The 24,699-nt window shown below is 72.3% G+C and carries 21 protein-coding genes and 1 pseudogene; 14 read left to right on the forward strand and 8 right to left on the reverse strand.

What is annotated here, in order from left to right; translation table 11 throughout:
• Positions 1-13: 13 nt before the first annotated feature.
• Positions 14-1,465: an Hsp70 family protein gene (locus Val02_RS22930; RefSeq protein WP_203901228.1), complete on the reverse strand. Its 1,452-nt coding sequence runs from the start codon at positions 1,463-1,465 to the stop codon at positions 14-16.
• 27 nt (positions 1,466-1,492) lie between these two features.
• A complete protein-coding gene (locus Val02_RS22935; RefSeq protein ID WP_203901229.1) occupies positions 1,493-2,293 on the reverse strand; it encodes a class I SAM-dependent methyltransferase in 801 nt (266 codons plus the stop codon).
• Positions 2,294-2,551: 258 nt separating this feature from the next.
• On the opposite strand from Val02_RS22935, the gene rpsA reads away from it, so the two are divergent.
• Positions 2,552-4,051, forward strand: a complete 1,500-nt coding sequence (gene rpsA / locus Val02_RS22940; RefSeq protein ID WP_203901230.1) for a 30S ribosomal protein S1 — start codon at positions 2,552-2,554, stop codon at positions 4,049-4,051.
• Between the two features lie 76 nt (positions 4,052-4,127).
• Here the strand turns inward: rpsA and Val02_RS22945 are convergent, their stop codons facing one another.
• The gene (locus Val02_RS22945; protein ID WP_203901231.1) at positions 4,128-4,445 is read right to left on the reverse strand and encodes a hypothetical protein; all 318 of its coding nucleotides are present in this window, start codon (positions 4,443-4,445) and stop codon (positions 4,128-4,130) included.
• Positions 4,446-4,545: 100 nt separating this feature from the next.
• Between Val02_RS22945 and coaE the strand changes: the two are divergent.
• Together coaE and uvrB are read left to right on the forward strand one after the other, a co-directional pair.
• Positions 4,546-5,133 (forward strand): annotated as a pseudogene (gene coaE / locus Val02_RS22950) (dephospho-CoA kinase); the annotation flags it as partial.
• 357 nt (positions 5,134-5,490) lie between these two features.
• Positions 5,491-7,629 (forward strand): excinuclease ABC subunit UvrB, encoded by a 2,139-nt coding sequence (uvrB, locus tag Val02_RS22955; protein ID WP_203901233.1) that lies wholly within the window; start codon positions 5,491-5,493, stop codon positions 7,627-7,629.
• 191 nt (positions 7,630-7,820) lie between these two features.
• Here uvrB and typA read toward each other — a convergent pair whose 3' ends face one another.
• Positions 7,821-9,665, reverse strand: coding sequence for a translational GTPase TypA (gene typA / locus Val02_RS22960; protein ID WP_203901234.1), 1,845 nt, complete (start codon positions 9,663-9,665; stop codon positions 7,821-7,823).
• 88 nt (positions 9,666-9,753) lie between these two features.
• On the opposite strand from typA, the gene Val02_RS47535 reads away from it, so the two are divergent.
• A complete protein-coding gene (locus tag Val02_RS47535) occupies positions 9,754-10,530 on the forward strand; it encodes a GNAT family N-acetyltransferase (RefSeq protein WP_239153266.1) in 777 nt (258 codons plus the stop codon).
• Positions 10,527-12,230, forward strand: coding sequence for a CocE/NonD family hydrolase (locus tag Val02_RS22970; RefSeq protein WP_239153267.1), 1,704 nt, complete (start codon positions 10,527-10,529; stop codon positions 12,228-12,230). The genes Val02_RS47535 and Val02_RS22970 overlap by 4 nt, the downstream gene beginning before the upstream one ends.
• 30 nt (positions 12,231-12,260) lie before the next feature.
• Here Val02_RS22970 and Val02_RS22975 read toward each other — a convergent pair whose 3' ends face one another.
• Positions 12,261-12,725 carry an SRPBCC family protein gene (locus Val02_RS22975; RefSeq protein ID WP_203901235.1) on the reverse strand — a complete coding sequence of 155 codons (465 nt, stop codon included), beginning with the start codon at positions 12,723-12,725 and terminating at the stop codon, positions 12,261-12,263.
• A gap of 132 nt (positions 12,726-12,857) precedes the next feature.
• On the opposite strand from Val02_RS22975, the gene Val02_RS22980 reads away from it, so the two are divergent.
• Both Val02_RS22980 and Val02_RS22985 read left to right on the forward strand, forming a co-directional pair.
• Entirely contained in the window at positions 12,858-13,457 is a 600-nt protein-coding gene (locus tag Val02_RS22980) for a hypothetical protein (protein ID WP_203901236.1), read from the forward strand.
• 83 nt (positions 13,458-13,540) lie between these two features.
• Entirely contained in the window at positions 13,541-14,356 is an 816-nt protein-coding gene (locus Val02_RS22985; RefSeq protein WP_203901237.1) for an MHYT domain-containing protein, read from the forward strand.
• 45 nt (positions 14,357-14,401) lie between these two features.
• Here Val02_RS22985 and Val02_RS22990 read toward each other — a convergent pair whose 3' ends face one another.
• Genes Val02_RS22990 through Val02_RS23000 form a run of 3 tightly spaced genes read right to left on the reverse strand, consistent with a single transcriptional unit; the run spans position 14,402 to position 17,352 of the window.
• On the reverse strand, positions 14,402-15,247 hold the full coding sequence (locus Val02_RS22990) for an ABC transporter permease (RefSeq protein WP_203901238.1): 846 nt from the start codon (positions 15,245-15,247) through the stop codon (positions 14,402-14,404).
• Positions 15,234-16,232: an ABC transporter ATP-binding protein gene (locus Val02_RS22995; protein ID WP_239153268.1), complete on the reverse strand. Its 999-nt coding sequence runs from the start codon at positions 16,230-16,232 to the stop codon at positions 15,234-15,236. The genes Val02_RS22990 and Val02_RS22995 overlap by 14 nt, the downstream gene beginning before the upstream one ends.
• Positions 16,225-17,352: a LolA family protein gene (locus tag Val02_RS23000; protein WP_203901240.1), complete on the reverse strand. Its 1,128-nt coding sequence runs from the start codon at positions 17,350-17,352 to the stop codon at positions 16,225-16,227. Before Val02_RS23000 ends, Val02_RS22995 begins: the two co-directional genes overlap by 8 nt.
• 84 nt (positions 17,353-17,436) lie before the next feature.
• On the opposite strand from Val02_RS23000, the gene Val02_RS23005 reads away from it, so the two are divergent.
• The 7 genes from Val02_RS23005 to Val02_RS23035 all read left to right on the forward strand — a co-directional run bounded on the left by Val02_RS23005 (position 17,437) and on the right by Val02_RS23035 (position 24,693).
• Positions 17,437-18,102 carry a response regulator transcription factor gene (locus tag Val02_RS23005; RefSeq protein WP_203901241.1) on the forward strand — a complete coding sequence of 222 codons (666 nt, stop codon included), beginning with the start codon at positions 17,437-17,439 and terminating at the stop codon, positions 18,100-18,102.
• Positions 18,103-18,149: 47 nt separating this feature from the next.
• Entirely contained in the window at positions 18,150-19,454 is a 1,305-nt protein-coding gene (locus Val02_RS23010) for a sensor histidine kinase (RefSeq protein ID WP_203901321.1), read from the forward strand.
• Between the two features lie 82 nt (positions 19,455-19,536).
• Positions 19,537-20,022 (forward strand): sigma factor-like helix-turn-helix DNA-binding protein, encoded by a 486-nt coding sequence (locus Val02_RS23015; RefSeq protein WP_203901242.1) that lies wholly within the window; start codon positions 19,537-19,539, stop codon positions 20,020-20,022.
• Between the two features lie 79 nt (positions 20,023-20,101).
• A complete protein-coding gene (locus tag Val02_RS23020) occupies positions 20,102-21,415 on the forward strand; it encodes a PQQ-binding-like beta-propeller repeat protein (RefSeq protein WP_203901243.1) in 1,314 nt (437 codons plus the stop codon).
• 8 nt (positions 21,416-21,423) lie between these two features.
• Positions 21,424-21,921 carry a SigE family RNA polymerase sigma factor gene (locus tag Val02_RS23025; RefSeq protein WP_203901244.1) on the forward strand — a complete coding sequence of 166 codons (498 nt, stop codon included), beginning with the start codon at positions 21,424-21,426 and terminating at the stop codon, positions 21,919-21,921.
• Positions 21,918-23,276, forward strand: a complete 1,359-nt coding sequence (locus Val02_RS23030; RefSeq protein ID WP_203901245.1) for a hypothetical protein — start codon at positions 21,918-21,920, stop codon at positions 23,274-23,276. The genes Val02_RS23025 and Val02_RS23030 overlap by 4 nt, the downstream gene beginning before the upstream one ends.
• A 16-nt stretch (positions 23,277-23,292) precedes the next feature.
• Positions 23,293-24,693, forward strand: a complete 1,401-nt coding sequence (locus Val02_RS23035) for an alpha/beta fold hydrolase (RefSeq protein WP_203901246.1) — start codon at positions 23,293-23,295, stop codon at positions 24,691-24,693.
• Positions 24,694-24,699: the final 6 nt, after the last annotated feature.

A 24,699-nucleotide genomic window follows, 5' to 3' on the forward strand; every position in this document is an offset into this window, starting at 1 on the left:
CCGTCAAGATCGCCTAGGGCAGCAGCCCTTCGAGGAACTCGCGGGCCCGCGGGTTGGTGGCGGCGATGATCACCAGGGGGATCGCCATCAGCACGAGGATCCGCAGCAGCAGCATCAGCTGTCTGAGCACACCGGCGGCGGCGCGACCGGCCCGGCGGGATCGCTCCTCGGGGACGTCCTCGCGCTCGTCCTCGTCGCCGGCGTCTTCCCAGGTGGGGGCGCCGGCGCCGCGAAGGTGCACATTGCCCTCGATGGTCACCCCGGGTCCGATCACGATCGACGGCCGCTGAGCGGGCTGGGCGCCGCTTGTCCGGCCCGCGGGCGTCGTGGTGTCGTGCGGCTGGGCGCCGCCGCCCCGGTCCGCGGGCGTCGGCGGGCCGGGGCGGGTTTCGGGCGGGTGTGCCGGAGCGGTGTCGCCGGTGCTCAGGGCGCCGTAGGCGACCGGGAGTTCGGGCTGCTCGGGCACGGTCGGGGCGACCCCGAGTGCCGCGTGCAGGCGGCTCGCCACGAGCGGGAGCCGGCTCGACCCGCCGACCAGCAGGACGGCGCCGAGGCCGCCCGGACCGACGCCGCAGGCGCGCAGCGTTCGCACGGTCTCCGCGACGGCGCGGTCGACCAGCGGGCCGGCCACCCGTTCCAGTTCCTCGCGGGTGAGGTGTACCGCGTGCGGCATGCCGGGCACCTGCACCGGAGCGGCGGCGGTGCGGCTGAGCATCTCCTTGGCCGCCCGGACCTCGGCCCACAGCGTGCGCCGGTCCCGCAGGTCGGCGTCCCCGCGCGGGCGGGCGAGCCGGTCCCAGGCCGCCGGGTCGGCCGCTCCGACGTTCCGCGCCAGGTGTGCCACCAGCGCCGCGTCGACGTCGGCGCCGCCCAGGTCGGCGAGGCCGCCGGAGCCCAGTGTGCGGGGGCCGCCCGGTTCGGGTCGCACGACCGTCACGTCGAACGTTCCGCCGCCGAAGTCGAAGATCACTGTCGCGCCGCGCGTGGCACCCACGACGTCGAGGCAGTAGGTGGCGGCCGCGACGGGTTCGTCGACGAGGTCGACATCGCCCAGCCCGGCTTGCTCGGCCGCGCGTCGCAGCACGCCCCGCCGGCTCCTGCCCCAGGCGGCCGGACAGGTCAGCACCACCGGCTCGCCGGGCCGGACGCCGGCGTGCGCCGCCTCGGTGCCCACCCGCCGCAGGACCGCCGCGAGCAGGGCGGTCACCGGCAGGACCCGTTCGCCGAGCAGCACGGTCTCCTCGTCGACCCGCCGCTTGGGGAACGGTTCGAAGCTCGCCGGGTCGGTCAGCATAAGGCGTTCGGCGTCGCGCCCCACGTGCAGCGCACCGGCCCCGTCCACGAACGTCGCCGACGGCAGCAGCGGCGAGGAGTCGAACAGCAGCGCGCGCGGCTCCCCGCCGGCCCGGCGCACGACCGCCACCGTGTTGCAGCTGCCCAGGTCGACGGCCATCCGGTACGACACGCGCGGGAACGATACGCGATCCGAGCCTCAGTCGGGTTTGCGCGCGACGAAGATGGCGGTTCCGGGAAAAAGCCGTCCACGCAGGGGGCTCCACTGGCCCCATTCCTTCTCGTGCCCGTCGGGCCACTCCGGTTCGACCAGATCCTGGAGAACGAAACCGGCGGCCACCAGCTCACGGATCCGGTCCCCGAGGGTGCGGTGCTGCTCGACGTAGGTCGGCCGGCCGTCCTCGTCCTGTTCCACATAGGGACGTCTGTCGAAGTAGGAATGGACCGCGACGAGCCCGCCCTCGCCGGGATCGTCGAGGAAGATCCAGCGCATCGGGTGGGTGACCGAGAAGACCCAGCGGCCGCCGGGGCGCAGCACCCGGTGGACCTCCCGCATGACGCGCCCGGAGTCGGCGACGAACGGCACCGCCCCGAACGCCGTGCACGCCACGTCGAACGCCCGGTCCGCGAACGGCAGGTCGCCGGCGTCGGCCTGGACCAGCGGCGGGTGGATCCCGGAGACCGCATTGAGCCGGGCGGCGTGGCGCAACATGCCGGCCGAGAGGTCGACGGCGACCACGTCGGCACCCTGCGAACGCAGCCACCGGGCGCAGGGCGCGGCGCCGCAGCCGACCTCCAGCACGCGGGCACCGGCGACCGGACCGAGCAGGCCGGCGTCGGCCTCACGCACCCCCTCGGGACACCAGACGAAGTCGGCGACCCCGAGGAACTCGCCGTGCTCCGCCTGGTACTCGTCGGCCCCCGCGTCCCACCAGCCGCGGCTGGCCCGGCGACTCTCTGCCTGGGTCACGGGGCGCCGGGTCACTGCGGAGTCGGTCATCCGCCCACGGTACGGTCATTTGTGGCGGATGCCGGGGAGGGTTGGACCGTGTGGTATTGCGCACGGTAGGCTGTTCAATGCACCTGTGGGTCTGTGTGCCTCGGCATGGAGCAGGCTCGCGGTCGTGGTTACATCCCGCTCTTTCCCTCTAGAACGTCCGGGCCGTTTCTCACGACGGATCCACTGGCGCGCCCAGGTTCGGACCGGAGCATAACGGTCAGGACCAGACGCAATTATCCGACCGGAGCAACAACCCACATGACGAGCAGCATCGAGGCCACCTCGAACGCCCCCGAGCGCAACAAGGTCACCGTCGACGACCTGGGCTCCGAGGAGGCCTTCCTCGCCGCGATCGACGAGACCATCAAGTACTTCAACGACGGCGACATCGTCGAAGGCACCGTCGTCAAGGTCGACCGGGACGAGGTCCTGCTCGACATCGGCTACAAGACCGAGGGGGTCATTCCCTCTCGTGAGTTGTCGATCAAGCACGATGTCGATCCCGCTGAGGTTGTTGCGGTCGGAGACCACATCGAGGCCCTGGTCCTTCAGAAGGAGGACAAGGAGGGTCGGCTGATCCTGTCCAAGAAGCGCGCCCAGTACGAGCGCGCCTGGGGCACGATCGAGAAGATCAAGGAAGACGACGGTGTCGTTCGCGGCTCCGTCATCGAGGTGGTCAAGGGTGGTCTCATCCTGGACATCGGCCTGCGGGGCTTCCTCCCGGCGTCGCTGGTCGAGATGCGCCGGGTGCGCGACCTCCAGCCCTACGTCGGGCGCGAGCTCGAGGCCAAGATCATCGAGCTGGACAAGAACCGCAACAACGTGGTGCTGTCCCGCCGGGCCTACCTCGAGCAGACCCAGTCCGAGGTGCGTACCGAGTTCCTGCACAAGCTGCAGAAGGGCCAGGTCCGCAAGGGCGTCGTCTCCTCGATCGTCAACTTCGGCGCCTTCGTCGACCTCGGTGGGGTCGACGGCCTGGTGCACGTGTCCGAGCTGTCCTGGAAGCACATCGACCACCCGTCCGAGGTCGTCGAGGTGGGCCAGGAGGTCGAGGTCGAGGTGCTCGACGTCGACCTGGACCGCGAGCGGGTCTCGCTGTCGCTGAAGGCGACGCAGGAGGACCCGTGGCGCCAGTTCGCCCGGACCCACGCCATCCAGCAGATCGTCCCGGGCAAGGTCACCAAGCTCGTTCCGTTCGGTGCGTTCGTCCGCGTGGACGACGGCATCGAGGGCCTGGTGCACATCTCCGAGCTGGCCGAGCGCCACGTGGAGATCCCGGAGCAGGTCGTGCAGGTCGGTTCCGAGGTCATGGTCAAGGTCATCGACATCGACCTGGAGCGGCGCCGGATCTCGCTGTCGCTCAAGCAGGCCAACGAGGGCTTCGTCGAGGGCGAGGAGCACTTCGACCCGACCCTCTACGGCATGTCGGCGACGTACGACAACGAGGGCAACTACATCTACCCCGACGGTTTCGACCCGGAGACCGGCGAGTGGCTCGAGGGCTTCGACAAGCAGCGTGAGGAGTGGGAGCGGCAGTACGCCGAGGCCCGCCAGCGCTGGGAGGCCCACACCAAGCAGGTGCAGACCGCGCGTGCGGCCGACATCCCGGAGGCCCCGGCTTCGACCGGTGGCACCACGTCGGTGAGCAGCAGCGGTGGCGGTTCGTCGCGGAGCAGCGCTCCGGAGGAGCCGGCCGGCACCCTGGCCACGGACGAGGCGCTCGCGGCTCTGCGCGAGAAGCTGGCGGGCGGCAAGTAAGCGTCCGCGCTCTGTTGCGAAAGCCCCGGTCGGGTTATCCCGGCCGGGGCTTTTCCGTACCTGCCTGACCGTCCGGCTACTTCACCATCTGCGCGACCGCGGCGGCGCCGGCGGCGGTGTACCAGCTGCTGACGGCGACCAGGCCGACGACCGCGCCGCCGCCGACGGCCGCGCGCCAGTGGCGGGCGGGCAGGGCGTCCGGGGCGCGGCGGTTCAGCCGCGAGCCGACGGAGTCGATCTCCCGGCAGTGGCGCAGGCCGGCCGTCCCCAGCCGGTGCCGGCCGACGGCGGGGCGCGCCGGCTCCTCCGGACTCAGCAGTCCGGTGGCCACCGAGGCGGGCTCGGTCGCGGCTTCCGCCGGCGGGGTAAGGGGTGCGGCGGTGGCCGGTGTCATGCTGGGTTCCTCCACGTTTCAAAACGGACAAACACACCCTAAACAGACAGTAGTGGAACGGCTACGCGGCACGCCCGAGCCGATGCGGTTGACTGTGCGGATGCTGAAGGTGGGACTGACCGGCGGGATCGGTTCGGGCAAGAGCGCGGTGGCCACCCGGCTGGCCGAACTGGGTGCCGTGGTGATCGACGCGGACCGGCTGGCCCGGGAGGTCGTGGACGTCGGCACACCCGGCCTGGCCGAGGTGGTGGCGGCGTTCGGGCCGGAGGTGCTCGACGCGGCCGGCGCGCTCGACCGGCCGGCGCTCGGGCGGCGCGTGTTCGGCGACGAGGCCGCGCGGCGCACCCTCGAGTCGATCATCCATCCGCGGGTGCGGGCGCGCACCGCCGAACTCACCGCGGCGGCCCCGTCCGACGCCATCGTGGTGAACGACGTGCCGCTGCTCGTGGAGGCCGGGCTGAAGGCCGCATACGACCTCGTGCTGATCGTGCTGGCCGGCACGGAGATCCGGATCGGGCGCCTGGTGCGCGACCGCGGGATGAGCCGCGCCGACGCCGAGGCGAGGATCGCCGCCCAGGCGAACGACGACCAGCGCCGCGCCGCCGCCGACATCCTGATCGAGAACGAGGGCAGCCTGGCCGAACTGCGCGCCCGGGTCGACAAGATCTGGCACGAGACGCTGCTCCCACGCGCCACGCCCTGAACGCCCATCGGCGGCCCCGCGCCGCCGCAGAACAGGCCGGCGCGCGCCGGGTCGGCGGCGTGCGGGGCGGAGGGTGGTGGAGACGCGGGCGCGCTCGCGGCGGCCGGGGCGCCGAAGGCGCCGCCGCGGGACGAGCGCTGCCGGCAGGGCCGGGGCTTCGAATCCCGCGCCGGAAGAACCGCACCGTTGATGGTCGGTTGCCTTCCGGTCGGCCGCCGCGAGCGGCCTACCCCAGAAACGGTAGCCAGTTGATCTTGACAATACAATCGGCATATCGATGCCGATCGGCCCGGAAGCGCCGACGGCGGGAAGTTGTCACACCCCCGGGCTAACGTGGTCCGCATGGCGCTCGACATCCCACGACTCGACGGCCGGTTCGAGGTCGTCAGTGAGTACAAGCCCTCCGGCGACCAGCCGGCGGCGATCGAGGAGCTGGCCCGCCGGGTGAAGGCGGGGGAGCGGCACGTCGTGCTGCTGGGCGCCACGGGCACGGGTAAGAGCGCCACGACGGCGTGGCTGGTCGAGCGGCTGCAGCGCCCCACGCTGGTGCTCGCGCACAACAAGACGCTCGCGGCGCAGCTGGCCAAGGAGTTCCGCGATCTCATGCCGCACAACGCGGTGGAGTACTTCGTCAGTTACTACGACTACTACCAGCCCGAGGCGTACGTCCCGCAGACCGACACCTACATCGAGAAGGACTCGTCGGTCAACGAGGAGGTCGAGCGGCTGCGGCACTCGGCGACCATGAGCCTGCTCACGCGTCGCGACGTGATCGTGGTCGCCACGGTCTCCGCGATCTACGGCCTGGGCACGCCCGAGGAGTACCTCGACCGCAGCGTGCGGGTGGCGGTGGGGCAGGAGATCGAGCGGGACAAGCTGCTGCGTCGCCTGGTCGACATCCAGTACGCGCGCAACGACCTGTCCTTCGCGCGGGGGACGTTCCGGGTGCGCGGCGACACGCTGGAGATCATCCCCGCCTATGAGGAACTGGCGATCCGCATCGAGTTCTTCGGCGACGAGATCGAGCGGCTGGCGTACCTGCACCCGCTGACCGGCGACGAGCTGAAGCAGGTCGACGCTCTCATGATCTTCCCGGCGACGCACTACGCGGCCGGGCCGGAGCGCATGGAGCGGGCCATCCGCGCCATCGAGGCCGAGTTGGAGGAGCGGCTCGCCGAGCTGGATCGGCAGGGGCAGCTGCTGGAGGCGCAGCGGCTGCGGATGCGCACGACGTACGACATCGAGATGATGCGCCAGGTCGGGTTCTGCTCCGGGATCGAAAACTACTCGCGCCACATCGACGGTCGGGAGGCCGGCAGCGCCCCGCACTGCCTGCTCGACTACTTTCCCGACGACTTCCTGACCGTGATCGACGAGTCGCACGCGACCGTTCCGCAGGTGGGCGGCATGTACGAGGGCGACGCGTCCCGCAAGCGCACGCTCGTCGAGCACGGGTTCCGGCTGCCGAGCGCGATGGACAACCGGCCGCTGCGCTTCGACGAGTTCCAGGAGCGGGTGGGCCAGACGGTGTACCTGTCGGCGACGCCGGGGCCGTGGGAGCTGCAGCACTCCGGTGGCGAGTTCGTCGAGCAGGTGATCCGCCCGACCGGGCTGGTCGACCCCGAGGTGGTGGTCAAGCCGACCAAGGGGCAGATCGACGATCTCATGCACGAGATCACGCTGCGCACCGAGCGGGACGAGCGCGTGCTGGTCACCACGCTCACCAAGAAGATGGCCGAGGACCTGACCGACTACCTGCTGGAGCACGGGATCCGGGTGCGCTACCTGCACTCCGAGGTCGACACCCTGCGCCGGGTGGAGCTGCTGCGGGAGCTGCGCAGCGGCGAGTTCGACGTGCTGGTCGGCATCAACCTGCTGCGTGAGGGGCTCGACCTGCCGGAGGTGTCGCTGGTGGCGATCCTCGACGCCGACAAGGAGGGCTTCCTGCGTTCGGGGACGTCGCTGATCCAGACCATCGGGCGGGCCGCGCGAAACGTCTCCGGCCAGGTGATCATGTACGCGGACAAGATCACCCCCTCGATGGCCACGGCGATCGACGAGACCAACCGCCGGCGCGAGAAGCAGGAGGCCTACAACAAGGCCAACGGCATCGACCCGCAGCCGCTGCGCAAGAAGATCCACGACATCCTGGACGACATCTACCGGGAGGCGGAGGACACCGAGGGCGCGATCGGCGGGCACGGCCCCGGCGGCGCGATCATCGGCGGCAGCGGCCGGCAGATGAGCCGGGGCAAGGCCCCGACGCCGGAGACCCGCAGCCGCGGCAAGTCGAAGACGGCGGCCGCGCCGTCGAAGGCCGGGATGGCCCGCGCCGACCTGGCCAACCTGATCCAGGAGCTCAACGACCAGATGCTGTCGGCCGCGCGGGAGCTGCAGTTCGAGCTGGCCGCCCGGATCCGCGACGAGATCTCGGAACTGAAGAAGGAGCTGCGCGCCATGGACGTCGCCGGGGTGAAGTAGACCGCCCCGGCAGCATGCGGCCCCGGGCGGGAGCCCGTCCCGAGGGCCGGCCGCACCATCGCCGGGCACGAGCGGCAACCGCGCGAGACGATCGGGCGAGGACCGCGCGAGACGGTCGGGCGGCGACAACGCGAAACGGCCCGGCGCCGGCGCAATCACGCCGACACCGGGCCGTCCCCGGGACCTGACCGCTAGGCGTGCGCCCGCTTGCGCGCCAGCCGCTCCCGCTCCTTCTGATCCAGCACGACCTTGCGGATGCGTACCGCCACCGGCGTCACCTCGACGCACTCGTCCTCGCGGCAGAACTCGAGCGCCTGCTCCAGCGACAGCTTGCGCGGCGGGATGAGGCGTTCCGTCTCGTCGGCCGCGGACGAACGCATGTTGGTGAGCTTCTTCTCCTTGGTGATGTTGACGTCCATGTCGTCGGCGCGGGAGTTCTCGCCGACGATCATGCCCTCGTACACCTCGGTGGTCGGCTCCACGAACATCGAGCCGCGCTCCTGGAGGTTCATCATCGCGAAGGGGGTCGCCACACCGGCGCGGTCGGCCACGAGCGAACCCGTCGGACGGGTGCGCAGTTCGCCGAACCAGGGCTCGTACTTCTCGAACATGTGGTGCAGGATGCCGGTGCCCCGCGTCTCCGTGAGGAACTCGGTGCGGAAGCCGATCATCGCGCGCGCCGGCACCAGCCACTCCATGCGGATCCAGCCGGTCCCGTGGTTGACCAGCTGCTCCATGCGGCCCTTGCGGGTGGCCAGCAGCTGGGTGATCGGGCCCAGGTAGTCCTCCGGGGAGTCGATCGTGAGGCGTTCGACCGGCTCGTGCACCTTGCCGTCGATCTCCCGCGTGACGACCTGCGGCTTGCCGACCGTGAGCTCGTAGCCCTCGCGGCGCATCTGCTCGACCAGGATCGCCAGGGCCAGCTCACCGCGGCCCTGCACCTCCCAGGCGTCGGGGCGTTCGGTCGGAAGGACCCGGAGCGAGACGTTGCCGATCAGCTCCCGGTCGAGCCGGTCCTTGACCAGGCGGGCGGTGACCTTGGCGCCCTTGACCTTGCCGGCCAGCGGCGAGGTGTTGGTGCCGATGGTCATCGAGATGGCCGGCTCGTCGACGGTGATCCGCGGCAGCGGCGTCGGGTTTTCCGGGTCGGCCAGCGTGTCGCCGATCATGATGTCGGGGAACCCGGCGACGGCGATGATGTCGCCCGGACCGGCCTCCTCGGCGGACTTGCGTTCGAGCGCCTCGGTCATCAGCAGCTCGGAGACGCGGACCCGGTCGATGGTGCCGTCCTGCTTGCACCACGCGACGGTCTGGCCCCGGCGGATGGTGCCCTGCCGGACCCGGCACAGGGCGAGCCGGCCGAGGAACGGCGACGCGTCGAGGTTGGTCACGTGGGCCTGGAGCGGGGCGCCCTCGTCGTAGGCCGGCGCGGGGATGGTGTCGAGCAGCGTGCGGAACAGCGGCTCGAGGGTGTCGTCCTCGGGCATGCCGCCGTCGGCGGGCTGCTTCAGGGAGGCACGGCCGTCGCGGGCGCACGCGTACACGATCGGGAAGTCGATCTGGGACTCGTCGGCGTCGAGGTCGAGGAAGAGTTCGTAGGTGTCGTCCACGACCTCCTTGATCCGCGCGTCCGGCCGGTCGACCTTGTTGATCACGAGGATGATCGGCATCCGCGCGGCCAACGCCTTGCGCAGCACGAACCGCGTCTGCGGGAGCGGGCCCTCGCTGGCGTCGACCAGCAGCACCACGCCGTCGACCATGGTCAGGCCGCGCTCGACCTCGCCGCCGAAGTCGGCGTGACCGGGGGTGTCGATGATGTTGATCGTGTGCTCGCCGTAGCGGATTGCCGTGTTCTTGGCCAGGATGGTGATGCCCTTTTCGCGCTCAAGATCCATCGAGTCCATCACGCGGTCGGTCAGCTCGGCCCGGGCGTGGAACGCACCGGCCTGCCGGAGCATCGCGTCGACCAGAGTGGTCTTGCCATGGTCGACGTGCGCCACGATGGCGACATTGCGAAGATCTGAGCGAACTGCCATGGGTTCATCTTCCCGGGCAGGTCCCGCGCGTGCCAAAGCGGGGTCGACCATCCGTCCCTGAGTCACATTCTTCGGGCAGGATGTGCGGGTGGACGATCCGTTGGCCACCGGCTGGGAGCCGGACCTGCCGGTGCGCGACAGCGTGTTGCGGCAGTTCATCTTCGCCTACGCCGACCGGACCCGGGAGATGGCCGCGTCGGTCGGCGGTCGGGCCGAACGGGACGACGAGCTGAGCCTCGCCGATCTCGGCTCGCCGTTCCTCTTCGACAACGCCGCCGTCGTGCTTCGGCCGCCCCGCGACGTCGGGTCCCTGGTCGATCGGGCGTCGGCGTTCTTTCCGGGGGAACGTTCCTGGGTGCTGCTGTGCGCCTGGCCGACACCGGATCTGTCGACCCACGGGCTGTCGCTGATGGGCCATCCGCCGCTGATGCTGCGCCCGCCGTTCAGCGGTGTCGCCGCCGAGCCCGCGGGGCTGCGCATCGTGCCCGTGGCGAACGCCGCCGACCTGGACGCGTTCCGGCGGGTGCTGGTGGAGGGGTATCCGCTGCCGGCCGGGCAGGAGGGGGCGATCGCCGATCCGCGCGTGCTGGGGGCGTTGCGGCTCTTCCTGGGGTTCGCCGGCGGTCGGGCGGTGGCGGCGGCCGGGGCCGCGGTGCACCACGGCGTCGTGGAGGTCGACTGGGTGGCCACGCTGCCCGAGTTCCGGGGGCGCGGCTTCGGCACCGCCCTGACCGCCCGGGCGGCGGCGGTCGCGCCGGAGTTGCCGGCGGTGCTGATCGCCAGCGACGACGGCCAGCCGGTCTACGAACGGATGGGGTTCCTGCGGCTGATGCGCCTCACGATGTGGTCGAGGACGGGTTCGTGAACCTCACCGGACGGGCCCTCGCCGCGGCCCTGGGCCTGCCGGCGCCCCGCGCGAGGGCGACGGCCGTTCGGGGCATCCCGGTGCGCATGAGCGACGGCGTGATCCTGCGCGCCGACCACTACAGCCCGGGCGGCCCGGCCCCGACGGTGCTGATCCGTACCCCGTACGGCCGGGGCGGCCCGATGGTGGCGCTCTGCCGGGCCCTCTGCGAACAGGGCTTCCACGTGCTGATCCAGTCGTGCCGGGGCACGTTCGACTCGGGCGGCGGCAGGTTCGAGCCGCTGGCCCACGAACGCGACGACGGGCTCGACACGGTCGACTGGCTGCGCCGGCAGGCCTGGTACGGCGGCACGTTCGGCACCTACGGCCCGAGCTACGTCGGGTTCACCCAGTGGGCCCTGGCGGCGGAGGCCGGCCCGGACCTGCGGGCACTGGCGACGATGGTGACGGCGTCGTCGTTCCGCGGGTCGACGTACGCGGGCGGCGGCTTCTCGCTGGACGGCGTGCTGACCTGGAGCACGATCCTCGCGTCGCAGCGGGCCCCGCTGCACGGCACCGTCCTTGACCTGCTGCGCGGCCAGCCCCGCCTGCGCCGCGCCCTGCACCACGCCGAACTGCACGACGCGGACCTGGTCGCGACCGGCGCGGAGGTGCCGTTCTTCCGGGCCTGGCTGCGCGGCGACGAGGACGACTACTGGTCGCCCCGGGAACACACCCACCGGCTCGCGGACGTGACCGCGCCGGTGCTCATGGTCGGCGGCTTCTACGACATCTTCCTGCTCTGGCAGCTCGACGACTACGCGCTGCTGCGCGCGGCGGGGCGGCAGCCGCGGCTGGTGCTCGGCTGGTGGCACCACGGCAGCGCCGGGCTGTTCCGGGCGTCGGTGCGGGAGGGCGTGCGCTTCCTGCGCGAGCACCTGCGCGGGGAGGCCGACCTGGCGCCGCCGACCCCGGTGCGGGTCGAGGTGGGGCCGGGCGGCCCGTGGCGCGACCTGCCGGAGTGGCCGCCCCCGCACACCCCGACACCGTGGCACCTGATCCCCGACGGCACGCTGCGCCCGACCGCCACCGAGGCGGAGAATCCGAGCGCCGCTGACGTCCCGAGCGCCGCCCGGGCGAGCACCGCCACGAGCGGGCCCACCGACCGGACCATGAAGGCCGTGGACACGGAGCCGGCCGGCCGGACGTTCAGGTACGACCCGCGTAATCCGACCCCGGCCTTGGGCGGGCCGCGGCTCGCGGGCAAGGAGGCGGGTGCGCGGGACAACCGCCCGCTGGAGGCCAGGCGGGACGTGCTCGTGTGGACCGGTGCGCCGTTCGACCAGGAAGTGGAGATCGCCGGCCCGGTGCGGGCACTGATCCGGACGACGGCCTCGACGCCGTTCCACGACGTGTTTGTCCGACTGTGTGACGTCCACCCGGACGGCCGGTCGGTGAACGTCTGCGACGGCCTCACCCGGGTGACGGACGCGGACCCGGCCGCGCCGCGCGACGTCGAGGTGCGCATGTGGCCGACGGCCTACCGCCTGGCGCCCGGGCACCGCCTGCGGGTGCAGGTCAGCGGCGGCGCGCACCCGCGCTGGGCGCGCAACCCGGGGACGGGCGCCGCGCTGGACGAGCCGGGCCCGCTGGTCCCGTGCCGGATCACGGTGCACCCCGGCTCGCACGTGCTGCTACCGCGAACGGGCCGCACCCCGTGAAAGGGATGCGGCCCGCCGCAACAGGAGGACTTACGGCGTCGGACGATCGATGTCGCCACGCCACGCGCCGGTCTCGTTGCCGCCACGCGATTCGATGTACTCCTTGAACTTCTTCACGTCGTTCTTGACCTGACGGTCGATGATCCCGACCTTGTCCCCGACCGTTTCGGCCACACCGGACGGTTCGATGTCCATCTGCACGGTGACGCGCGTGTGCGTCTCGTCGAGCCGGTGGAACGTCACCACGCCGGCGTGCTTCGGCCCGTCGAGCGTGGTCCACGACACGCGCTCGTCGGGGTGCTGCTCAGTGATCTTGGCGTCGAACTCGCGGCGTACGCCGCCGATCTCCACGGTCCAGTGGGTCATGTCGTCAGTGACCTGCCGGATCGATTCGACACCGCCCATGAAGTGCGGGAACTGCTCGAACTGCGTCCACTGGTTGTAAGCCGTGCGGACAGGTACGGCAACGTCGACAGATTCCACGACGGTGCTCATGTGCGGTCAGCTCCTTTCGTTCGGTACGGCATCCGGCGTACCCGCGACCTTCCGAGGCAAACGGCTGACCCCGGAATTGCGTCGAAGCGGCAGACTGTTGCCTTTGGACTTCCCTGAGTCGCAGGAGGATCTGTGTCCGAGCCGCTGGAGGGCGCGACCGGCGAGGTGCGGGTGCCGACCGCCGCGCATCTGGCCTGGGTCGCCGAGCAGTTGCGCGTGCTCGCCGACGACGTCGCCGACATGGCGGGGGAGGGCGGCAGTCCGGCCCGCGCGGTCGCCGCCGAGCTGGCCGGCAGCGGCCGCCGGATGGCCGAGTACCTGTCCGACCGGGAGCCGACCGAGGTCCTGGCGGACCTGCGTGACTTCGCCCGCAACCGACCCGCGGAGTTCCTGGCGTCCGCGCTGGCCGTCGGGTTCGTGGTGGGCCAGTTCGACGCGGGGGAACGCCCCAAGCACGCCAAACCCGAGCCCGCCGCACCGGAGCCCGCCGCTGCCGCGGAGGACGAGCCGACCCGGCTGGAGCGGATGGCGCAGGAGCACGACACCGACGCGACGGTGCCCGTGTCGCCGGCTCCCGCTGCCGCGCAGCCCGCCGTTCAGCCGGCGGCGGCCGCGCCGAGGAGGGCGAAGAAGGAGCTGTGGGACTCGCCGCCGATCCTGATGTCGGAGCCGATGTCACCCAGTCCGTACGCCTCGGAGACCTATTACGACGACGACCCACCTGCCCGATAAGCCTAATCCGCACAGTTTGTGCGACTTCGCCGTGACCTGCGGTGGCTCAATTCTGGCGATTACCGCCAGCACAAGGAGTCACCGTGGCCAACATTCACCACTTCGCGTACGGCTGGGTCAATCCCGTCCTGGCGTACGTCCTGTCGTTCCTCGGGTCGCTGCTGGGACTGGTGCTGACCGCCCGCTCCCGGGACACCAACGGCACGGGCCGGCTGCGGTGGCTGTTCCTGGCGGCGCTGGCCATCGGCGGGACGGCCATCTGGCTCATGCACTTCATGGCGATGCTCGGCTTCGACGTGCCGGACACCGTCCTGCGCTTCGACATCGTGCTGACCATCGCGAGCTTCGGGGTGTCCGTCGCGATCGTGGCCCTCGGGCTCATCGTGGCGGCGCTCGGGAAGCCGTCGCTGTTCCGGATCGTGGCCGGTGGGCTGCTGACCGGCGTGGGCGTCGCGGCGATGCACTACATGGGCATGTCGGCCGTCCGGCTCGGCGGAACGATCACCTACGACCCGTGGCTGGTCACGCTCTCGGTGTGCATCGCGGTGGTGGCCTCGGTGGTGGCGCTCTGGTTCGCCGTGGTGATCCGGGGCGCCGGCGCGACCGTGGGCGCCGCGGCGCTCATGGGGGTCGCGGTGTGCAGCATGCACTACACCGGCATGGCGGCGGTCCGGGTGCGGCTGCACCACACCTCGGAGGCGATCGAAGGGGTCAGCCCGTTCGTGATGCTGGCGCCGATCAGCATCATCTCCTGCGTGGTGATCAGCGCCCTGGCGTACACCACGATCGGGTTCTCCATGCGCCAGGAGGGCGAGCGCGAGGACGAACTGCTCACCAAGGCCCGCGACCTGCACGGGATGGCGGCGATGCTCCAGCTCGGCGGCGCGCGCCACCGCTGAGGGTTCCCCGGCCGGTGCCCAGTGAGGCGGGCACCGGCCGGCCTCCTATGAAGAAACGTCCTTGCCCGCGAACCGGGCCCACGCGCCGGCCAGGAACACCCCCGTATACGCGGCGGCGACCAACAGCCCCGGCACCAGCGCCCCCAGGTCCACCGGATCGCGCAGGAACTCCCCGTAGTCCATCCAGTGGTGCGTGAGCAGGTACGGCTGCAGCCAGTCCAGCTGTTCGATCTGGTCCAGGATGAAGCTGAGCACCGTCAGCACCATGATCGCGATGGTGGCGCCGATGGGCTGTTCGGTCAGCGTCGACACGAACACCCCGATCGCACCGAGCGCCGACAGGCACACGCCCAGGTAGAGCACCACACCGAGAACGCGCAGCACCCCCTCGCCGAAGCCGACCATCGACCCGGACAGCAGCAGCACGTCGCCGCCGCCGAACAGCAGCAGCCCGATCAGCATGCCGGTGGCGGCGACCAGCGCCACGGCGGCGAACGCGAAGATCACCACCCCGAGGTACTTCACGGCCAGCAGCCGGGTCCGGTCGACCGGCACCGCGAGCAGGTAGCGCAGCGTGCCGGTGTTCGCCTCACCGGCCACCGAGTCGCCGGCGATGGCGGCCACGGCCAGCGGCAGGAACAGCGGCAGTTCGGCGGTGAGCGCCGCGAGCGAGACGAAGAGCCCGTTGTTGGCGATCTGGTTGAAGAAGTCGGGTCCGCCCCCGCCGCCCGGCCAGAGCTTCATGACGACCGCGATGATGATCGGAATCGCCGCGAGCGCGGCCATGCCGGCCCAGTTCCGGCGCCGGCCGAAGATCAGCATCAGCTCCGAACGCAGGAAGCGGGTGCTCACCGGCTTGGGGACATACGGGGTGGCTTCACGCACTGACATCGAAGCCCTCCCCGGTCAGTTCGACGAACATGTCCTCCAGGTCCGGCGCCACCACGCCGAACCCGCGCACCGGCACGTCGTCGTGCACCAGCGTGGCGACGATCTTCTCCGGAGCGAGCTCCCCGAGGAGGCCCTCCGCGGTGCCGGGCCCGGTCGTCACCTCGGCGAGCCCGAGCGCCGTGAGCGTCTCGGCCGCCGCCTCCGGGCGTTCCGTCTCCACCCGCACGCGCCGCTGTGCCCGGGCCCGCAGCTGGGCCAACGAACCCTGCGTCACCAGCTTGCCCTGGTGCATCACGCCGACGTGGGTGCAGATCTGCTCCACCTCCGACAGCAGGTGGGTGGAGAGCATCACCGTGGCGCCCTCGGCGGCCAGCCCGCTGACCAGGGCCCGCACCTCGCGGGTGCCCTGCGGGTCGAGGCCGTTCGTGGGTTCGTCGAGGATCAGCAGGTCGCGCGGGGTGAGCAGCGCCGCGGCGATGGCCAGCCGCTGGCGCATCCCCAGCGAGTACGCGCGGTAGCGCTTGCCGGCCGCGGCGGTCAGGCCGACCCGTTCGAGGGCGGCGTCGATGCGCCGCTTGACCGTGCGCGGGTCCGCGGTGCGGTCGGCCGCGTCGAGGCGGGCCAGGTTGGCGCGCCCCGACAGATACGGGTGGAACGCCGGCCCCTCGCACAGCGCGCCGACGCGCGGCAGGATCGCGCCGGCCTTCTCCTGGAACGGCTCGCCGAGCAGATCGTGCCGTCCCGCGGTCGGCATGATCAGGCCCAGCAGCATCCGGATCGTGGTCGTCTTGCCCGACCCGTTGGGGCCCAGGAACCCGTAGACCGCACCGCGCGGCACCCGCAGTTCGACCGAATCGACCGCCACCTGATGACCGAAACGCTTGGTCAGACCGTAGGTGGCGACGGCGTCGTCGCTCCGGTGGGAAGACGCCCCGAGGGCGGGGACCGACCGGTCCCCGCCCTCCCGCAGCGCGGCCTCAGCCACGAAGCGCCTCGTAGAGCTTCTCCGGTGCGACGGCGCCGAACGCGATCCGGCCGTCATCGGCCACGACCGCGCTGAACAGCTTGCCCTTGAGCAGCCGGCCCGAGCCCCAGTCGCCGCTGACCTGCGGCAGGGCGCTCACGATGTCGGCGGGGTCCTGGCCACCCCGGCCGCGCCCGTCCTCCGGCTTCTCGGCGGAGGGCTGCTTCGCCGGCTGCTTGATGACGACGACCGTGGTCCAGCCGGTGCCGACCACCTTCGACTCGGACTTCGCCTGCGCGGCGTGCTCCTTCGCGTCCGCCTCGGCCTGGGCCCGCTCCTCGGCCGACGGCGTGGCCTCCTCCGTCACCGTCGTGCCCGGCGGCGGCGTGAACGTGAACTGGGCGTCGTCCGGCCGCGAGAAGTCCACCTGGGTGAACTCCGCCCGGAACGCCGGCTCGTCGGCGCCCTTGCCGTACACCAGCACGCGCAGCGGAACGTGCTCGGTCGCGTCGACGGCGACCTTCACGCTGCCGATCAGCGACGCGGTGTCCTTCGGCTTGAGCACCAGCTCGTAGGCGGAACGCCCGGCGACCCGCGCGTTGCGGCCGACCTCCACCACCGTGGTCGGGTCCACCGCCTTCAGCGCCTGCTCGGCGGCCTCCTGCGGGGTGAGCGACCCGGGCAGCTGGCGCTCGGGCTTGGCGGCCTCGCCGTCACCCAGCTCGCGGTGCGTGGCGGTCTGGGTCTTGCTGTCCCAGGTCCACACGTCCTTGCCGTTGCGGATGATGTCGGACTCGCCCACGGTGCCGATGAGCGCGACGCGTTGCTTGTCCTCGCCCGCGTACCAGACGCGGACCTGGTGCGAACCCGACAGGAGCGAACCGATTCCGGCACCGCCCGCTCCGGCGCCCGCGGGAAGCGACGGAAGGCCCAGGTCCGAGGTGGTGCGCACGGTCCCCGAGAGGCCGTCGAGGCTGGCGTTCTGAAGGTCGACGAGTAGTTGGGCGGCGCTGCGGTCGGGCAGCTCCGGCTCGGCGGAGGCGGCGACGGTACCGAGTGCCGCACCGCCGCCGATCACCGCGACGGCGACGGCCGACGGAACGAGCCACCGCAGCGCGGGTCGGGATGTGAAGAGCGACATGCGTACCACTGTGCCGTTGGCCGGCTGTGAGTCCCCTGAGATTCACAGGTTCTCTCAGCGCGGCGGCGTGCCAGGCTGTCAGGCATGCGGCTGCTGGTGGTGGAGGATGAGCAGCGCCTGGCGAAGGCGTTGCAGCGGGGGCTGTCGGCGGAGGGGTTCGCGGTCGACGTGGCCCATGACGGCCCGACCGGGCTCGAGCTGGCCCGGCACCAGTCCTACGACGCGATGATCCTCGACGTGATGCTGCCCGGCCTCTCCGGTTACCGGGTGGTGCGGCAGTTGCGCGCCGAGCAGGTGTGGCTGCCGGTGCTCATGCTCTCGGCCAAGGACGGCGAGTACGACCAGGCCGACGGCTTGGACTGCGGCGCCGACGACTACCTGACCAAGCCGTTCTCGTACGTCGTGCTGCTGGCCCGGCTGCGGGCGCTGCTGCGGCGGGGCGCGCCGTCCCGGCCGGCCGTTCTGGAGGTGGGCGAACTGGCTCTCGACCCGGCCGGCCGCACGGTCACCCTCGCCGGCGAGCCGGTCACGCTCACCACGCGCGAGTACGCGTTGCTGGAGTATCTGATGCGCCGCCCGGGTCAGGTCGTCTCCAAGATCGAGCTGCTGGACCACGTGTGGGACGCCGCCGCCGACACCGCCCCGAACGTGGTCGAGGTGTACATCGGCTACCTGCGGCGCAAGCTCGGCCGCGACCTGGTCGAGACGGTTCGCGGCGCCGGGTACCGCCTCGGCACGACCGGGGGCTGACCGGCGTGCGGAGATGGTGGCGGCGCCGGTCGCTGCGCGGGCGGCTGATCCTCATCGGTACCGGCGGCCTGGCGGTCGGGTTCCTGGTCAGCGGCCTCCTGCTCTTCGCCGTGCTGGGTGTGGTGCTGCGCAGCACGGTCGACAACGGCGCGCGCGCCACGGCCGAGGAGGTGGCGCGCGGGCACACCGCCGGCGACCTGCCCGACCCGGTACCGGCCAGCGGTGGGCAGGTGGTGCAGATCGTCGACCCGCAGCACCGGGTGCTGAATGCCTCCATCGGCGCCGACCGGCTCGTGCCGATGCTGCGCAAGGACGAACTGGCGTCCGCCCGCGCCGGCAAGCGGATGTACGTGCCCGGTGCCCGGGTCTCCGCCGACGGGGAGATGCGCGTGGTGGCCGTTCAGGCGGGCTCCGACACGGTGCTCGTGGCGCAGCCGACCGCCGACGTCACCAAGGGCGCGCACGTGCTGCGCATCATGCTGCTGATCGTGTATCCGCTGCTGGTGGCGTTCATGGCGGTGCTCGCGTGGCGGGTCGTCGGTGCCGCGCTGCGCCCCGTCGACGAACTGCGCGCCGGCGCGGACTCGATCACCGGTGCCGGGCTGACCGACCGGCTGCCCGTGCCGGAGGCCAGCGACGAGATCCACCGGCTGGCCGTCACCCTGAACGGCATGCTGGACCGGCTGGCCGCCGTCCGGGCGCGTCAGCGGGCGTTCGTCGCCGACGCGGCGCACGAGTTGCGCAGCCCCATCGCCGCCATGCGCACCGAACTGGAGGTGGCGCAGCGGCACGGCGTTCCGGAGGAGCTGGTGCCGGACCTGCTCGCCGACGTGGAACGGCTCGGCCGGCTCGTCGACGACCTGCTCCTGCTGGCCCGCGCCGACGACGCGCACGCCGCCGCGCCGCTGGCCCGGGAGCCGGTGGACCTGCGCCACCTCCTGGCGGACGCGGCCGAACGCTGCCGCAACGCCCGCGTTCCCGTGAAGGTGGTGCCCGGCACCGATCCACTGTGGACGGTCGGCGACCGCGACGCCCTGCTGCGCGTCGCCGGCAACCTGGTCGACAACGCCGTGCGGCACGCGTCGGCCACGGTGACGCTCGCCGGCCTGTCCGTCGGCGGGGAGGCGGTGCTCGAGGTGACCGACGACGGCCCGGGCATCCCGGACGCCGACCGCGAACGCGTCTTCGACCGCTTCACCCGCCTGGACGACGCCCGGGCCCGCGACGCCGGCGGCTCCGGCCTCGGGCTGGCGATCGTCCGCGAACTGGTGCGCCGCCACGGCGGCACGGTGATCCTGGAGGACGCGGAGCCCGGCGTGCGCGCGGTCGTGCGGCTGCGCCGCTCGATCTGATTTCCGCCGCCGAGCCGGCAGCCCGCGAGATCGGCGGAAATCCCCACCCTCCGCGGGGCCCTCCCGGTGCGTCTGTCCGTGCGTGAGGGACGGGTTCGAGGAGTTCGTGCGGGCGCGCACGGGTGCGTTCGCGCGGACGGCGTACCTGCTGACCGGCGACCGGCGGCACGCCGAGGAACTCGTGCAGACCGCGCTGACCGCCGCGGCGGAGCGGTGGACCCGGCTCGACGACCCGGAGCGGTACGTGCGGCGGGTGCTGTACGCGCGGGCGATCTCCCGGTGGCGTCGGCTCCGGCGCCGGGCGCAGTCGCCGGTCGGCCCGCCGGCGGAGCGGGGTGCCGCGCTCGCCCGGGCCCTCGCCGGGCTCAGGCCGAGGCAGCGGGCCGCGCTGGTGCTGCGGTTCCACGAGGACTGTTCCGAGTCCGAGGCGGCGGAGATCCTCGGCGTCGGCCTCGCCGCGCTCCGCGACCTGACCGGGGCGGCCGTGCGCAGGCTGCACGAGGTCGCGCCGGACCTGACGTCCGATCTCACCGGGGAAACCGAGGAACACGAGGGGGTGTTGTCATGAGCGGACGCTTGCGGAAGCGAATCATGAAGCACTGCGCGCTCGCGTCTCGTGGCGCCGGTGAGCGAAGCGAGGCGGCGGCATGAGCGTGTTGCGGGATGCGTTCCGGGAACTGGCCGAGGACGCCCCGGAGGTGCGGCCGCCCGCCGGCCTCTACGCCGCCGCCCGCCGCCGTCGCCGCGAACGCCGTGCCGCCGCGGCCCTCCTCGCGCTCGCCGTCCTGGCCGTGGCCGTCCTCATCGGATGGCCGCGCCCCGGTCCCGAACGCTTCGGCGGCGACTCCGCCGGACTGCCCGACCACCTGGTGCTCCCGTCCTGGGACACGGCGACGGTGCACGACTCGCCGGCCGGCCCGGCCGCGGTGGCGTACTCCCTCGGCGAGCGCAACGTCCAGTCCGACGACGAGGACTTCAGGATCTTCAGCTGGTGGCGGCACGGGCACACGGTCAGTTCGACCACGGTCGTGGGGCTGCACGAGGACGTGTACCGGATCGCCCGCGGCGGCTACACCACCGGCGTGGACCTCTCGCCGGACGGCCGCTTCCTGATGGTCGGCGGGGAGGCGCTGGACCTGAGCACCGGCCGCACGCGGGCCCTGCCCAAGCTGACCGGGCCGCGCCCGCAGGCCGGCCCGTCGTCGACGCCGTACTACGGCTATGGCGGCGTGACCACCTGGTCGCCGGAGGGGACGCGGGTCGTCGTGGTCGACCAGAGCCGGGTCGCCGTCGCCGGGTGGCCCTCCGGGCGGATCGAGTGGAACGCCACGTTCCCGTACCAGAACTACATCGGCGACGCGGTGATCCCGGAGGACGGCAGCGCGGTGGCCCTGACTCTGGACGACGAGATCGTCGTGCTGAACCGCGACGGCACGCGCCGGTGGAGTCGTTCGAAGCACGAGCCGTGGCTGGTGTCCGGGCGGGCGGCGTGGCGACCCGACGGGCGGCTGGTGGGCCTGACCCGGGAGGTCAACGGCCCGTACCGGTTGGCGGCCCTGGACGGCGCGACCGGTGCGCCCGTCGACATCGGCGCCTACCCGCCGGTCTCCGCCGCGATGGGCATGGAGGTGGTGGCGTGGCGCGGCGACGTGGCCTACGCGATCGTGCGCCACGCGGTGCCGGGCATCTACACGCAGGACGAGATCCCGTTCCCCGAACTGGTCCGGCTCGTCCCCGGGGCCGCCGCGCCGGAGGTGGTGCTGAAGCCGCCCGCCGGCACCGAGCAGTTGGCGGTGGCGACGGTGTTCGTCGACGCGCGGCGCGCGACCGGTGCGCCGGAGTTCGGCGTCAACTTCTACGAGTACCTCGGTCGCGGGCTGAACTGGGCGTGCTGCCCGGTGGTGCTCATCGGGTTCCTGGTGATGGTGCGGAAGACGGTGCGATGGTCGACGCAGGTATGAGCGGCGGCATGAGGGACGGGTTCGAGGAGTTCGTGCGGGCGCGCACGGGTGCCTTCGCGCGCACGGCGTACCTGCTCACCGGCGACCGGCAGCACGCCGAGGAACTCGTCCAGACCGCGCTGACCGCCGCGGCGGAGCGGTGGACCCGGCTCGACGACCCGGAGCGGTACGTGCGGCGGGTCCTGTACACGCGGGCCGTGTCGTGGTGGCGGGTGCGCCGGCGGTGGCGTTCGGAGGTGTTGACGGACGCGCCTCCGGAGCGTCGCGCGGTGTCCCGGGACGATCCGGACCTGCGCATCGTGCTCGCCGACGCGCTCAAGAGGCTCACCGCGAAGCAGCGGGCCGTGCTGGTGCTGCGCTTCTACGAAGACCGTTCGGAGTCGGAGACGGCGGAGATCCTCGGGGTGGGGCTCGGCACCGTCAAGAGCCAGACCCGGGACGCCCTGCGCCGCCTGCGCGCCGTCGCGCCGGAGCTGGCCGACGAGAACGAGGAGGCCATGCGATGACCGACCTCCGGGGCCTGATGCGGGAACTCGCCGAGGAGGCGCCGGCGGTGCCGGTTCCCCCGGATCTGTATGTGAACGCCCGACGCAACCGCAGGCGCCGCAGAACGGCCGCGGTGGCGGCGGTCCTCGCGATCGCGGCGCTCGTGGTGACCGGCCTGATCGCCCGACCGCACCCGCAGGCGGAACGCTTCGGCGGCGGCGAGGACGGCCTTCCCGAACGGCTCCTGAGCGTGCCCGCCTCCACCGGCGCGAACGGCGCCGACCCGGTCGGCCCGGCGGCGGTGATCTTCTCCCTGGGGGAGGACAACCCGCAGTCCGACCACGAGGACTTCGGCTTCGCCTGGTGGCGCGGCGGACACACGGTCGAGTCCAGCACGATCGTGGCCCGCGACCGGGACGCCTACCGGATCGTGCGGGCCGGCTACTCCACCGGCGCCGAACTCTCCCCGGACGGCCGCTACCTCCTCTCCGAGGGGCGCGTCCTGGACCTCGCCACCGGCGACGACCGCCTGAAGCTGCGCACGGTCCCGCCGGAACAGAGCTGGGCGCCGGACGGCGAGACGCCGCCGTACGACGGCGGTGTCCAGCTCTACGGCCGGTGGACGGAGGACGGCCGGCGGATCGTCGCCGTCCAGGACGACCGCGTGGTGCTCGTCTCGTGGCCCTCCGGCCAGGTCGAACGGGTGCTGCGCACGCCGCAGCAGCGGCCGGTCGACCAGCACGTGATGGTGTCGCCGGACGCCCGCACGGTGGTGGTGCAGAGCAACAACCTGCTGCGCGGGTACGACGTCGGCGGGACGCTCAGCTGGTCGCAGGAGGTCTCGACGGACGCGCTGGTCGTCGCCGGGCGCGCGGCGTGGCGGCCCGACGGCCGGCTGTTCGTCTTCGACCGCACCGACACCGTCTGCGACCTCTGCGGCTGGAAGCCGGGGACGTGGCGGTTGAGCGCCCGCGACGGCGCCACCGGCGAGCGGGTCGCCGCGCCCGACTATCCCGCGATCCGCGACGCCATGTACGTCAACGTGCTGACATGGCGTGGAGACGTCGCCTACGCGGTCGTCTCCTACACCAACCACCGCACCGACGATCTCGTCGACGTCACCGGCACCGCGCTGGTGCGGCTGCGCCCGGGCGCAGCCGTTCCGGAGGTGGTGCTCGCCGGCCCCGAGGGCACCCGGTATCTCGGTGTCGCGACCGATCTCGTGGAGCGGATCCGGCCGCTCGGGGAGCCGGACTTCGGCCACAACTCCGCCGAGACGCTGGGGCTGGCGGTCACCTGGGGCACCTGTCCGGCGATCGTCCTTTCGGTCGTGGTGGTGGCGCTGATTCTGCGGCGACGTCGGCGGGTTCGATGAGATTGAATATCGAGCCATGGGGGGTCGGTGGTTCGTCGCGGTGTCGGTCGCGGTGGTGTGGGGGGCGCTCGCCGGGTTCTGGACGCCGCGGGGGCCGCTGACCGCCGTCGAGGGGGTCGCGTCTATCGCCGTGAGCCTCGCCGTGGGCGGGCTCGCCGGGTGGCTGACCCGGTCCCGACGGTCGGTGCTCGTCGCGCTCGCCTTCGTCCTCTCGGTCGAACTGGTGCGCTTCCGGCTGCCCGGGCCGACCGTGGACGCGCCGCACCTGAGCCCGCTGGGGTTGGTGGCGCTGGTGTTCGGGCGGGGCGTGCACGGCCTCGTCTCGGTGCTGCCGCTCGTCGTCGGCGCGATCTACGGCCGGCGGGGGACCGGCGGGCGCCGGCCGGTGCTGCGGCACCTCTCCGCGGGGGCGGGTGCGCTCGTCGTGGCGGTCACGGCCGTGCTGGTCGTCCTGCCCGCGGGCACGCCCGCGATCCGCGACGGGGTCGCCGAGCTGACGTCCGTCCGCGTCGGTTCCGCCGACCTCGGCCTGCTCATCCGGGGGAACTCCCGGAGCCTGCCGGTGCTGCTCTTCGTGCCCGGCCCGCCCGGGGGTTCCGAGCTGGGGGCCGTGCGCAGGTACCTGGGCGGGCTGGAACGTTCCTTCGTGGTGGCCACGCTGGACCGGCGCGGCGCGGCGCGTTCCTACGCCGCCCTGGACCCCGCCGGATCCTTCGACCCGGAACGCCTCGTCGCCGACATCCACGCGGTCACCGAGCACCTGCGCAAGAAGTTCGGCCAGGAGCGCGTGTACCTGCTGGCGCACTCGGGCGGGTCGATCCCGGCCGCGCTGGCGGTGCACCGCCGACCCGACCTGTACCGCGCGTACATCGGCACCGGGCAGGCCGTCGACCTGGCCGACCAGGACCGCATCTTCTACGCCGACACGCTCGCCTGGGCCCGGGCCACCGGCCGCGCCGACGTGGTGTCCGCGCTGTCCTCCCAGGGGCCGCCGCCGTACCGGACCTTTTACGCGTACGAGCCGATCGTCACCAACCTCAACGCGGTGTACCGCTACGACAGCGCCGACCCCGCCGCGCGGGACGCCTCGGCCATCGGGGGAGTGGGTGCGGGCGAGCTGACGTTCCTCGAACGGCTGCACGTGCTGGCGTCGTTCGTGGACGCGTACCACGTGCTGTACCCGCGCATGCAGAACGTCGACCTGCGGGAGTCCGCGCGCGGCTTCGCGGTGCCGGTGTACTTCCTGCAGGGGGCGCACGAGATGCGCGGGATGGCCGAGCTGTTCGCGCAGTGGTTCGCCGCGGTGCAGGCGCCGGCCAAGCACGTGGCGACGGCGTCCCGTTCGGGGCACTGGCCGCTCTTCGAGGAGCCCGACCGCCTGGTCGAACTGATGGCGCGGGTGCGGTCGGAGGCCTGACCCAGG

Source organism: Virgisporangium aliadipatigenens, from assembly GCF_016863615.1.
Taxonomy (GTDB): Bacteria; Actinomycetota; Actinomycetes; order Mycobacteriales; family Micromonosporaceae; genus Virgisporangium; species Virgisporangium aliadipatigenens.